The organism is Anaerofilum hominis (assembly GCF_014287275.1).
In the GTDB taxonomy this organism is placed as follows: domain Bacteria; phylum Bacillota; class Clostridia; order Oscillospirales; family Ruminococcaceae; genus Pygmaiobacter; species Pygmaiobacter hominis.
In genome coordinates, this window is sequence record NZ_JACONZ010000001.1 from 1,063,531 (window position 1) to 1,075,649 (window position 12,119).

12 protein-coding genes are annotated in these 12,119 nt (G+C 65.3%); 3 read left to right on the forward strand and 9 right to left on the reverse strand.

The annotated features are described in order from the left end of the window. The 3 genes from H8S23_RS04625 to rsxC are packed head-to-tail and all read right to left on the reverse strand — an operon-like array spanning position 1 to position 2,776. Complete coding sequence (locus H8S23_RS04625) at positions 1 to 528, reverse strand: RnfABCDGE type electron transport complex subunit G (protein ID WP_186887110.1); 528 nt, start codon at positions 526 to 528, stop codon at positions 1 to 3. Next, complete coding sequence (locus tag H8S23_RS04630; protein WP_186887111.1) at positions 525 to 1,457, reverse strand: RnfABCDGE type electron transport complex subunit D; 933 nt, start codon at positions 1,455 to 1,457, stop codon at positions 525 to 527. The genes H8S23_RS04625 and H8S23_RS04630 overlap by 4 nt, the downstream gene beginning before the upstream one ends. Then, positions 1,457 to 2,776 (reverse strand): electron transport complex subunit RsxC, encoded by a 1,320-nt coding sequence (gene rsxC / locus H8S23_RS04635; RefSeq protein ID WP_243165834.1) that lies wholly within the window; start codon positions 2,774 to 2,776, stop codon positions 1,457 to 1,459. The genes H8S23_RS04630 and rsxC overlap by 1 nt, the downstream gene beginning before the upstream one ends. A gap of 354 nt (positions 2,777 to 3,130) precedes the next feature. Here rsxC and H8S23_RS04640 point away from each other — a divergent pair, with 354 nt between their 5' ends. Further along, complete coding sequence (locus H8S23_RS04640; protein WP_186887112.1) at positions 3,131 to 3,706, forward strand: hypothetical protein; 576 nt, start codon at positions 3,131 to 3,133, stop codon at positions 3,704 to 3,706. Between the two features lie 62 nt (positions 3,707 to 3,768). Beyond that, on the forward strand, positions 3,769 to 3,912 hold the full coding sequence (locus H8S23_RS04645) for a hypothetical protein (protein WP_186887113.1): 144 nt from the start codon (positions 3,769 to 3,771) through the stop codon (positions 3,910 to 3,912). Positions 3,913 to 4,229: 317 nt separating this feature from the next. Here H8S23_RS04645 and H8S23_RS04650 read toward each other — a convergent pair whose 3' ends face one another. Further along, positions 4,230 to 4,673: a MarR family transcriptional regulator gene (locus H8S23_RS04650; RefSeq protein WP_186887114.1), complete on the reverse strand. Its 444-nt coding sequence runs from the start codon at positions 4,671 to 4,673 to the stop codon at positions 4,230 to 4,232. 213 nt (positions 4,674 to 4,886) lie between these two features. Between H8S23_RS04650 and H8S23_RS04655 the strand changes: the two genes are divergently transcribed. Continuing rightward, positions 4,887 to 5,729, forward strand: a complete 843-nt coding sequence (locus H8S23_RS04655; RefSeq protein WP_186887115.1) for a hypothetical protein — start codon at positions 4,887 to 4,889, stop codon at positions 5,727 to 5,729. An 81-nt stretch (positions 5,730 to 5,810) separates the two neighbouring features. Here the strand turns inward: H8S23_RS04655 and H8S23_RS04660 are convergent, their stop codons facing one another. From H8S23_RS04660 to rfbD, 5 genes are all read right to left on the reverse strand, one after another. Further along, positions 5,811 to 7,016, reverse strand: a complete 1,206-nt coding sequence (locus H8S23_RS04660; RefSeq protein ID WP_186887116.1) for an ABC transporter permease — start codon at positions 7,014 to 7,016, stop codon at positions 5,811 to 5,813. A gap of 12 nt (positions 7,017 to 7,028) precedes the next feature. Continuing rightward, positions 7,029 to 8,477, reverse strand: a complete 1,449-nt coding sequence (locus tag H8S23_RS04665; RefSeq protein ID WP_186887117.1) for an efflux RND transporter periplasmic adaptor subunit — start codon at positions 8,475 to 8,477, stop codon at positions 7,029 to 7,031. Next, positions 8,477 to 9,181, reverse strand: a complete 705-nt coding sequence (locus H8S23_RS04670) for an ABC transporter ATP-binding protein (protein WP_186887118.1) — start codon at positions 9,179 to 9,181, stop codon at positions 8,477 to 8,479. Before H8S23_RS04670 ends, H8S23_RS04665 begins: the two co-directional genes overlap by 1 nt. A gap of 841 nt (positions 9,182 to 10,022) precedes the next feature. Continuing rightward, entirely contained in the window at positions 10,023 to 11,078 is a 1,056-nt protein-coding gene (gene rfbB / locus H8S23_RS04675) for a dTDP-glucose 4,6-dehydratase (protein ID WP_186887119.1), read from the reverse strand. After that, positions 11,075 to 11,992 carry a dTDP-4-dehydrorhamnose reductase gene (gene rfbD, locus H8S23_RS04680; RefSeq protein WP_186887120.1) on the reverse strand — a complete coding sequence of 306 codons (918 nt, stop codon included), beginning with the start codon at positions 11,990 to 11,992 and terminating at the stop codon, positions 11,075 to 11,077. Before rfbD ends, rfbB begins: the two co-directional genes overlap by 4 nt. Positions 11,993 to 12,119: the final 127 nt, after the last annotated feature.

A 12,119-nucleotide genomic window follows, 5' to 3' on the forward strand; every position in this document is an offset into this window, starting at 1 on the left:
TTAAGCCCCCTTCACTGTGTCATAGGCCGCCATCGCGGCGTCCACCACCGTGAACACGGCGGTGGATGAGACGGTGGCGCCCGAGACGGCGGCCACCCCGTCGGAGCCGTCCCGGCCCCGGAACTGATCGGTAAACTCGGGTTCCATGGTCTTTTTGCCAACGCCCGGGGTCTCGGAGTTATCCATCACCTGGATGGCGGTGATGACGCCGTCGGCGCCGATGCCCACCATGACGGGCAGATCGCCGCCATAGCCCTTGGCCGAGCCGGTGATCACATAGCCCGCGCCGTTTTCGGCGACCCAGACCTCGCTGATCACGCTGTCGCTGTATTCCACCTGCTGGAAAGCGTCGGCCTGCGGCAGCAGCGCGATGCGGCCCGCGTCGGCCTTGCGCTGCGCGTTGCGGTCGATGACCGGCTTTGTGATCATATTGGTGACGGCCAGCATGCCGGACACCACGATGCAGATCACCGTCAGCACCAGGATGGGCCGGACGATCGTTTCAAACGTGCTGTTTTTGCTTTTCATTTCTTTTTTGCACCTCCCAGCGGTTTCTGGCGGGTGAGGTCGTTGATGTAGGGCACCAGCAGGTTCATCAGCAGGATGGCGTAGGACACGCCCTCGGCGGAGGACGCCCAAAAGCGGATGGCGCAGGTGATGACGCCAAGGCCGAGGCCGTACACGATCTTGCCGGTCAGGGTATAGGGAGAGGTGACGTAGTCGGTGGCCATAAAGATGGCGCCCAGCAGCAGGCCGCCCGAGAGCAGCTGCACCAGCGGCTCCTGCCCGGCCAGCAGGCTGACGATGGCCACGGTGGCAAGATAGGTCACCGGGATGGCCGGCGAGATGACCCGCCGCACCACCAGATAAATGCCGCCCAGCAGCAGCGCCGCGGCGCAGGTCTCGCCCAGCACCCCGCCGTGCGCGCCCAGAAAGAGCTGCAGCAGCGGCAGGTCGGCGTGCCTGGTGGCCACCAGCGGGGTCGCGCTGGCCAGCGCGTCCACACCGCCCGGCACCGCGGGATAGGCATAAGCGGTCATGCGGCCCGCAAAGCTGACGGCCAGCACGATGCGCCCCACGATGGCCGGGTTGGCAAAGTTGTGGCCCAGGCCGCCGAACAGCTGCTTGGCGATGACGATGGATACAAAGCTGCCCAGGATGGCGATCCACAGCGGGATGGTGGCGGGCAGGTTGAACGCCAGCAGGATGCCGGTGACCACGGCGGACAGATCGCCGATGGTGATCGGCTTTTTGAGGAAATAGCAGTACAGATATTCAAAGGCCACGCTGGCGGCGGCGGTGACGCCGACGAGCAGCAGCGCCCGCCAGCCGAAGATGATGCCGCTGGCCAGGATGGCCGGGCAGAGCGCGATGATCACGTCCAGCATGATCCTCTGGGTCGAGGAGTTGTCCCGGATATGGGGCGAAGCCTTGACCAGCATATTCGTGTGCTCCATCACTTTTTCTTCGCCCCTTTCTTCAGCATGGTCTTGGCAAAGCGCATGGTCTCGGTGACCGGGCGCTTTGCCGGGCAGACAAAGCTGCAGCAGCCGCACTCCATGCACAGGTCCACCATCAGCTTGTCCAGCCCCGGCAGATCGTGGGCGTTATAGGCCTTGGCGATGATGACCGGCGACAGGCCCATGGGGCAGGCCTCGATGCAGCGGCCGCAGTGGATGCACTCCTGCACCGGGGGCAGCTCGGCCTCCGAGCGCGGAAAAGCCAGCACCGCATTGTTCTGCTTGAGGATGGGGAACGCGGTGTCCACCACCGAGACGCCCATCATCGGGCCGCCGGTGATGATCTCGCCCACCTCGCCCTTGGTGCCGCCGCAGAAAGCCAGCACGTCGGCGATGGGGGTGCCCACGATGACCCGCACGTTTTTGGGCTCGGCCACCGCGCCGCCGTCCACGGTCAGGCGGCGGGAGATCAGCGGCATGCCGGTGCGCAGATAGGCCGCGACAAAGGCCACGCTGGACACGTTCATCACGATGCAGCCCACGTCGCTGGGCAGGCCGCCCCGGGGCACCTCGCGGCCGGTGCAGCTCTCGATGAGGATCTTTTCCGCGCCCTGCGGGTAAACGCTGGGCAGCGGCTTGACGGTGATGGAGGCGTCGCCCTTGATGAGGCCGAACATCACGTCCATGGCCTCGGGCTTGTTGCGCTCGATGGCGATGATGACGTTTTTGACGCCCAGCCACTTCTTTACCGCCATGATGCCGCTCATCACGTCCTCGGGATTCTCGACGAACTCGCGGTTGTCGGCGGTGATATAGGGCTCGCACTCTGCGCCGTTGATGATCAGGGTGTCGATGACCGAAAGGTCTTTCATGGTCAGCTTGACCGAGGTGGGGAAGCCCGCGCCCCCCAGGCCCACCAGGCCGCTGGCGCGGATGGCGGTGGTGAAAGACTCATAATCGGTGACTGCCGGGGGCGCGATGGCGGGGTCGACGGTCTGGCTGCCATCCGCCGTGATCTCCACCGCAGGCACCCGCGCGCCGCTGGAGATCTGGATCTCGCGCACATCGGTGACCGTGCCGGACACGCCCGAGTGGATGGGCGCGGAAATATAGCCCTCCGCGCGGCCCACGAGAGTGCCCACAAAGACCTGATCGCCTTTTTTTACCATCGGCACCGCCGTGCCGCCGATGTGCTGCTGCATGGGCAGCAGGATCTTTTCCGGCACCGGCATGTCCACTGTCATGGTGTTCTGCGTGTTTTTGTTATGGGGCACATGCGCGCCCTTTGCCGCACGCTTGAAAACATTTTTTATCAAGTGAACGTTCCCTCCTGTTCTTTTTCTCTCGTCTGCGCGGGGCCGCGCGCCGCGGCGCCGCCTGCCGCCCGGGGGACGGTCAGACCAGCCCTTATTATACCTTGTTTTCCGCGCATTTACAATCAGAAAATCCCGGTAAACCGCGGCTTTCCGGCCCTTGGGGAAAACATTTTTCCAAAAAAAACCGTCCCGGCGCGTCGTTTGCCCTTTTCCCCGTTTTTCGCGGTGTTTCCTGAAGAAATTTTTTCAGAAATATGGTATACTGAAAACAGCGGCGGCGCCGCCGCCCTCTCCCGCGGCCCGGGGGGCGCTTTCCGGCCCGCACACAGCCCATTTCAGCGAGGTGATCCGGTTTTGTCCATGCTTGTCAGTTACAGTGAAACGCCGCTGGTCCTGGACGCGGTGAGCGCCCTCAAGGTGACCCATTACTGCGGACACAGCGCGCTGGACGACGTGTACGCCTACTTCCGCGCCTTTGTCTGCGGCGCAGGGCTGACGTTCAGCCTGACCAGCTTTGAGCGCCGCCCTCCCCGTGAGAGCCGCGTCGGCGCCGCCCTCTGCCTGGACCCGCAGGCCGAGGAGTATCTGTTTTTCAGCACCAACGGCGCGATGGAGAGCGAATGCGCCCTTTACCGCGAGCAGGGCGGCGGGCCGGACCTCCAGGTGAGGCCGCTGGCCCTGCCGCAGCAGCCGGCGCGCTTCGGCGGCTCGGACGAACAGGGGTTTTACTGGGGCTGCGAGGTGCTGCTGGACGAGGCGTTCCTGCGGGAAACGTTCGGGGTGCGCCTGCGCCCGGGCAGCGTTTTTACCGGCAATGTCTACAAATACGCCGCCGGTGAGGCTGCGTTCGGGGCGGCGTTCCCCTCTCCGCCGGGAGCGGGGCTGCCCTGCCGCGCAGGCTTTGGAGAATTTGTAGTAGTTCCGTATTGAATTTCGTTACTGTTATAAGCGTATTTTTTCGTTTTGATCAAAAGGAATGGGGGATCTGGGGAATGTTAAAAGGATTGCTGAAGCTTTTTTTCGTGTTGGCCGGTCTTTTCGCCGCCGTCGCCGGGCTGGGTTATCTCGGCCGTAAAAACGCGGATCAGTACATTGAGATCTACGGTGATGAGGACGACGAGGAGGAGGCGTTCTGACCCCCTTTCCCGCGCCCTGCCGACTCAGCGACCGACGTCTCGCCGCCCATGGGGCGGGGACGCCGGTCTTTTTTTCTGCCGGCCGCCCCGGCGCGCAGGCTTTTGGGGCCGTCCGCGCTGCCGCAGCGGGCAAAAACGCGCCCCCGCCGCAGCCTCACAGTGGTCCCCGGGCTGCCGCAGCAGGCAGAAGCGCACCGGCAAAAGCGCGCCCCCGCCGCGGCCCGGGCGCAAAAGGGACGAGCCGGACCCGCGCTCAGAAAAAGCAGCGCACGGCCACCATCGCCGCCCCCAGTCCGGCCGCGATGCAGACGGCCAGCTCAATCAGCATGCCCCAGTACCTCCCGGATATTTCTTACAATGCGGTCGAACACCCTGGCCAGGATGACACGCTCCTCCGCGGTCACGCCCTGGTAGAGCAGGTCGAGGAAAAGGCGCTGGGCCGCCTGCGCCTCCCGCACCGGGGCGGCCGCACTGCCGGTGAGGGCCAGATGCACCCTGCGCCGGTCTTTGGGGTCCTGCCGCCCCACCAGCAGCCCCCGCGCCTGCAGTGCCTCCACCGATCTGCAGACCTGGGATTTTGCCAGCCCGCGCAGCTCCACCAGCTCCCCTGCCGTGTCGTGTCCGGGATTGTTTGCCAAAAACAGCAGCACATCCACCTCGTTGCGGGTCAGGCCGTGATCCGCCATCACGCCCCGGAACATGCCGTCATAGGCCCGCTTCAGCTTCTGCCCGTGCAGCAGAAGATCATGACACTCGTTCACTCTGCGCCCCCCTTGTCCGATGCGGTCATCATTTAGTTCTAAAAAGAACTTTTTAAGTGTAACCCACCCGCTCCCGCCTGTCAAGGAGACAGGCTCCTTTTCCCTGCGGCGCAGCCGCCCACATAGATCTCTTCGCGTCTGCCCACACTATAAGCCGGGGGGCGGGCAGGACGCGCAGGACCGCCGCCCGTACCCGGGAAAGAGGGCGTTCAAATGAAAATCAAAACCTGGCGGGCCGCCGCAGCCGCTCTGCTGGCAATGGCCTGCCTCTGGCAGTGGACCCGGGCCGCAGAGCGCACCGCCCATGTCCCGCCGCAGGCCCCGCGGCGCGCCCTTGCCGCCGTGCCGGCGGGCCCCGCCCCCGCGGGCAGAAGCGGCGCGGGGGAACGGGAGCTGTTTCTGCAGACCGGCCTTGGGCCCGCGGGCGCAAAAGCGGTGCTGGAGCAGGACGGCGCCGACGGCCTGCTGCGGATGCAGGACCAGCTCTATGCCCCCGCCGTCTGGCAGTGCGGCGCCGGCACCCCGCTCACACGGCAGGAGACGCTGGCGAGCGCTGTGGAAATGGCGCCGCTGGAGGACGGAGACATCCTGGTGACCACCGCCTCCCACTTTTTCGGCTGGCGGCAGGGGCACGCCTGCCTGGTGGTGGACGCTGCCCGCGGCGAGACGCTGGACTGCGGCATGTCCGTGGCTGAGATCGGTTCCGCAGCGAGCTGGGCCCTGCGCGCCAACTTTGCCGTGCTGCGCCTGGCCGGGACCCCTGCGGAGGAGCGCGCCGCCGTCGCCGCCGCTGCGAGGGGGACGCTTCTGGGGGTCCCCTATAACATCGCGGTGGGCATCTTCCCCCCAAAGGGGGACGGCGCCGGGGTGCGCTCCACCCACTGCTCCCATCTGGTCTGGTCCGCCTACCGGGCTTTTGGCTACGACCTGGACGCCACCGGCGGCCCGGTGGTGACCCCCCGCGACCTGCTGCGCAGCCCGCTGCTGGAGATCGTGCAGGTCTATGGGATGGACCCGCAGGCGCTTTTGCGCGAGAGGGCCGCCTTTTCCGCCTGACGCCGCGCGCCTGCAAAACACAGAGGGGCCCCCGCGGTCAGCAAAAGTCTGACCGCGGGGGCCCCTGTCCGTATGCAGCGCTCACTCGGTGCGAAGTGCCTCGATGGGCGACAGCTTTGCCGCCTTGCGCGCCGGATAGATGCCGAAAAAGATGCCGATGCCCACCGAGAAAAGGGCAATGGCGAAGATGGTGGAGGGCGCCACGTAGCCCTGCAGCCCCATCAGGCCGCTCAGCGCATTGCCGCCCCAGATCCCCAGCAGGATGCCGATGAGGCCGCCGATCAAGGTGAGGGTGCCCGCCTCGATGAGGAACTGGAAGGTGATGCTGCCCGTCTTGGCCCCCAGCGCCTTGCGGATGCCGATCTCCCGCGTGCGCTCTGTGACCGAGACCAGCATGATATTCATCACGCCGATGCCCCCCACCAGCAGGCTGATGCCCGCGATGGCCGCGATGATGCCGGTAAAGGTGCCGGTGACGCTGTTGATCTGGCTGGTGTACTGGCTCACGTCCATGATGCTGTAACACTCGCGCCCCGCATTGCCGTGCCGCCCCTCCAGCAGGCCCACCACCTGCCGGGCCAGCCGCACGCTGTCCGCCGGGTCCTCGGCCAGCAGGGCGATCTGGTAATAAGGCTCGCCCACATCGTCCGAGAGGGTGGACAGGCTGGACAGGGGTGCGGTCATCTGCGCGGTGACCCTGCCGTTGTAGCTGTAGCCGCCCTGGCTCTCGCTGATGCCCACGATGGTGAAATCGGAGGTGCGGCCGCCCACGGTGAGCTCCACCGTCATGCCCAGCACGTTGTCGGTGCCAAACAGGGCTTTGGCCCCGTCGGAGTCGATGGTGACCACCCGCCGCGCCGCCTCATAATCGCCTGCGTCCCAAAAGCGGCCCGCCTGCAGCTTGGTGGGAAAGACCATCGCGGTATCCCCGTTGCCCGCGGAAATGTTGGCGCTGATCGGGTCCTTGGTGCCGCGCACCGTGCCGCTTGCCCCTCCGGCCATCGTCACGCCCCGCACGCCCTCCAGTCCCTGGATCGCCTCCACGTCCGCGTCATTGAAATAGTCGCTTTCGGTCGTGTCCATCCCCCCGACACTGATATAGACCGAGCCGCTGGCCAGCGCGCCCAGCTCGTCGCTCATCATCTTCTGGCCGCCGCCGCCCACGCAGAGCACCATGATCACCGAGCCGATGCCGATGATGATGCCCAGCATGGTCAGCAGGCTGCGGGTCTTGCTGCCCATGATATTGCGGAACGCCATGACGGCGTATTCCCGTATCTGTCGCATCTGCGCGCCCCCTTACCCGATCATGATGGCGCCGCCAGCAGCGCCGCCCATCGCAGGCGCCGCAGCCCCGGGGTCGCCGCTGACCGCCATGCCCTCGCTGATGCCCAGCGGGTCGGTGATCACTAGGTCTCCGGCAGAGAGCCCGCCGGTGATCTCGACGGCAGTGTCGGAGGTCAGGCCGGTGGTCACCTCACGCCGCACGGCGACGCCGTTTTCCACCACCAGGCAGAACTGGCCGTCCACGTCGGTGTTGACCGCGCTCAGGGGCAGGCTGAGCACGTTTTTCGCCTCGCCGGTGAGGATCGACACGTTCGCCTCAAGGCCCAGCTTCAAATTTTCGTCCGGGGCGTCCAGATGGATCTTTGCGTGGACGTAAGCGGTGGCGGTGCCGGTGGCGCCCGCGCCTGCAGTCGCCATGGCGTCGATGGAGGAGACCTTGCCGGTATAGGCGCGCCCCAGTGTGACGACCGTCGCGCTCTGCCCGACCCGCACTTTCTCCAGATCATAGCGGGAGAGCGCGATGTCCACGTCCACATCCTCCAGGCTCTCCACCGTGCACAGGGCGGTATAGGACCCCGCCATGCCGCCCTGCACCGCGGACAGGCCGGTCACCACGCCGCCGATGGGGGCGTCAAGCCCCGCTTTCGCCGCGTTCAGATCCTGCCGGGCCGCCTCTACCGAGACTGCCGTGGGCACCTGGGCCAGCTCCAGCTCCCGCCTGCCGCTGTCGGAGAGCACGCCTTTCTGCGCCGCGTCGTAAGCCGCTTTTGCCGCGCTGAGGGCCTGCTCCTGGTTTGCGAGATCCGCCCGGGCCGCGTCCAGGGCCGCGCCGAGTTCTATCCCCTGCTCGCTTTTCTTTTCCTCTTCTGTCAGCGCCCCGTACTGGGAAGAAAGGCTGTTCACCGCGGCCGCGACGCGGTCTTTCTGCACGGCCAGATTGTTGAGGTTTGCGGCCGCGTCGTTGAACTGCGCCTGCGCCTCATCGCTGGCGGCAAGGGCGTCGCCCTTTTGCAGCTGGCCGCTCTCATAAGACGCCGACGCCTGCCGGTAGGCGCGCTGCAGCGCCGTGGTGTCAAAGCGGAACAGCGGGTCGCCAGCCCGGACGATCTGTCCCTGCTCCACCAGCACCTCGCTCAGCGGCGCGGAGACCGGCGAGAGCACGGCCACCCTGCTGCCCGAGATCAGCGTGCCGGTGGTGGTCAGGGTCTGGGTGATGTCGCCCGCGGCGACGGTCTGGGTGGGGGCGTAGACAGGCAGCGGCCCGCGCAGCATCGCCGCGACCCTGCTCACCGCGAACAGCCCTGCCGCGGCCGCGATCACTGAGATCAGGACGATCTTTTTCACATTGCGCTTCTTTTTGGGGCGCGGCTGCCCGGCGGCCGCCTGCTGCTGTAGCAGTTCTGTCTTTTCCACGGCGGCCGGCACCGCGGCCAGTCCCCCGTCTTTTTTTTCGTTTGCCATCAAAAAATCTCCTTTCCCCCGGGCGCCTGCCCGTCGTCGATCCTGCCGTCGGTGATGCGCACAACGCGCCCGGCCTTTTTCGCCAGCCCCTCGTCGTGGGTGATCAGCACGACCGTGTTGCCCTCTTCCTGCAGCCCGCGGATGATCTCGAACACCCGGGCCCCGGCCCTGGTATCCAGGTTGCCGGTGGGCTCATCGGCCAGGATCAGCGGCGGCTGGGCTGCAATGGCCCGCGCCACCGCCACCCGCTGCTGCTGGCCGCCGGACATCTGGTTTGGCCGGTGGTCCATCCGCCCGGCCAGGCCCACCCGCTCCAGGGCGCTGACCGCCAGCTCCCGCCGCCTGCCCGCGGGCAGCCCCCGGTAGATCAGGGGCAGCTCCACATTTTCCAGCGCGTTGAGGTTTTTGATCAGGTTAAAACTTTGAAAGATGAAACCGATCTCCCGGTTGCGGATCTCGGACAGCTCGTTGTCGCTCAGCTCGCTCACATCCTGTCCGTTCAGCCGGTAACTGCCCGCCGTGGGCACATCCAGGCAGCCGATCATGTTCATCAGCGTGGATTTGCCGCTGCCCGAATGTCCCACAATGGCCACGAACTCCCCCTGGGACACCTGCAGGCTGACGCCGTCCAGGGCACGCACCTCGTTTTCTCCGGGGTTGTAGATCTTGTACAGATCCCGTATTTCAATGATCGGTGTGGGCAATGCCCCTCCCCCTTTCTGTGTGGGTCTCGCTTTATGTATCAATGTATTAATAACATAATACAATAATACAATCGTTTTTTCTTTTGTCAACCATTAATACGAGAAGATGAGGAACTTTTTTACAAATTTCTTTTGAGATCTTTGTCAAAAAGATCAAATTCCCCGTTCAGGGCAAGCAGCGCCCCCCGGCCGCGGCCGGAAACCAGCCGGAAGCAGCGGGCGGAAAAAGGCTGGGGACAGCGAGTGGAAACCAGTTGGGAAGCGGCTGGGGGGCCGCGGTCGGAAAGCGGCTGAGGGCAGCGGGCGAAAAACGGCCGGGGGGCGACGAGCGAAAAACGGCCGGGAACAGCGAGCGGAAAGGGCTGGGGCAGCGAATGGAAAACGGCCGGGGGCAACAAGCGGAACCCAGTCGAGAAGCAGCGAGCGGAAAGAGTCTGGGGCAGCGAACGGAAAGCGGCCAAGGGGGGGGCAACGAGCGGGAAGCGGCTGGGGGCCGCGGTCGGAAAGGGCTTCGGAGGTTTGGGGCCGTCCCCTCCCCGCGGCAGCGCGCGCCTGTGGCATCTGCCCGCAGCGCTGTGTCCCCGTCTGCGTCCCCACCTGCCTCCCGGCCCTGCGGCGGACCGAGAGGGGTACACTGCGGCCAGGGGAGGACCGGGCCCGCGCACGTCCCGTTTTCCCCGCCCCGACACAGCAGGCGGGGTCCCGGCCCAGACCCTTTTGGGGGCAACCCAAAGCCTCTTCCCGGGGCACACCTGTCCCCTGCTCTATACAAAAGCGCCCCGGGAGGAAGATCCCCCGGGACGCTTTTGCGGGTATGACGGCCGCGCGGCCGCTTTTTTCTCTATCTGTTCTGGTACATTTCCCTGTAGTAGTCCATATAGGCGCCGCTGGTGACGCGCTCCATCCACTCCACATTGGCCAGATACCAGTCGATGGTCTTCTCAATGCCCACTTCAAAGGTGGTCTCCGGCGTCCAGCCCAGCTCGTCCCGGATCTTCTGCGGGTCGATGCCGTAGCGGCGGTCGTGGCCCTTGCGGTCCTCCACGTACTTGATGAGGGTCTCGTCGATGGCCGGGTCCACCCTGTCGGCCAGGGCGGAGATGATCTTTTTGACGATGAAGATGTTGGGCCGCTCGTTGTGGCCGCCCACATTGTAGACCTCGCCGTCACGGCCGGCCTGCGCCACCATGTCGATGGCCTTGCAGTGGTCCTCCACATACAGCCAGTCGCGCACGTTCATGCCGTCGCCGTACACCGGCAGCGGCTTGCGGGTCTTGGCGTTGTTGATCATCAGCGGGATCAGCTTTTCGGGGAACTGATAAGGCCCGTAATTGTTCGAGCAGCGGGTGATGTTCACCGGCAGCCCATAGGTGTCGTGAAAGGCCATCACGAACATGTCCGCGCTGGCCTTGCTGGCGGAATAGGGGCTGTGCGGGCAAAGCGGGGTGGACTCGGTGAAATAGCCGGTCTCCCCCAGCGAGCCGTAGACCTCGTCGGTGGACACCTGCAGGTATTTCTTTCCGGCCTTGAAGCCCTCGCCCTCGGCCCAGGCGTTTTTGGCGCACTGCAGCATGTTCACGGTGCCGCCCACGTTGGTCTCCACAAAGATCTCGGGGTTTTTGATGCTGCGGTCGACATGGCTTTCGGCCGCAAAGTTGATCACCACGTCCACGTCGTACTGCTCAAACAGCGCGCTGACGGCCTGCCGGTCGCAGATATCCGCCTGCACAAAGATGTGGCGCGGGTCCTTTTCCACCGATTTGAGATTTTCCAGGTTGCCGGCGTAGGTCAGCTTGTCCAGGTTGACGATGCGGATATCGTCGTATTTTTTCAGCATGTAAAGCACGAAATTGGAGCCGATGAACCCGGCGCCGCCGGTGACGAGATAAGTTTTCATTTTGCTTCCTCCGCGTTGGCATTATAGTGTGTAAAAAAGCATTCCAGCGCTGCGCGCCAGTCCCGCATGCCGTCGCCCACCGTGCAGCGCAGCATGCGGTTGTCCAGCGCCGACCAGGCCGGGCGGCGGGCCGCCTCCGGGTGGGCCGCCGCGTATTCGTCGCTGGTGCAGGGGGTCACCACGGCCGGCGTGCCGGACAGCCGGATGATCTCGCAGGCAAACTCATACCAGCTGCACACGCCGCTGCCCGTACAGTGGTAAAGGCCGTACTGCTCGGTGACGGCGAGCTTCAGGATATGATGCCCCAGGTCCACCGCGTTGGTGGGGTTGCCCAGCTGGTCGCTGACCACCGTCAGCGCGCCGGTCTTTCTGCCCACGTTCATCATGGTAAAGACAAAATTTTTGCCCGTATAGCTGTACAGCCAGGCCGTGCGCAGGATAAAACTGCGCGGGCAGAACTGGCGCACATACGCTTCCCCCAGCAGCTTGGTGCTGCCGTAGGCGGAGACCGGCGCGGGCAGCGCCGTCTCGTCCAGCGGCACCCCGCCGTTGGGTGCGCCGCTGAACACATAGTCGGTGGAGACGTGCGCCAGCTTGGCCCCGATCTCCGCCGCGGCCATGGCCAGGTTGCGCGGCCCCAGCGCGTTCACCCGGAACGCCGCGTCGGTCTCCCGCTCGCAGCCGTCCACGTTGGTAAAAGCCGAGCAGTTGATCACCACGTCCGGCTGCTCGGCGGCGAACACCCGCCGCACCGCCGCAAGATCGGTGATATCCAGCGTGTCGACGTCATAGCAGGCCACCGCCGCGCCCTGCACCTCGCCGGGCAGCGGGCCCAGCTCGCTTTGCCCTGCCCCCAGCATCCGCTGCAGCTCGGTGCCGAGCTGCCCTTTGGAACCGCTGATCAGAATTTTCATATTCAACGTCCTTCCCTGGCCCGGCCGGACCCGCACAAGAAAACATGATCGCAAAAAGGGCAATCAGGCCGCATGGGGGGTCCGCCCACCCGCGCAGGGGCGAAGCGGCGGCCGCACATGCCCTGCA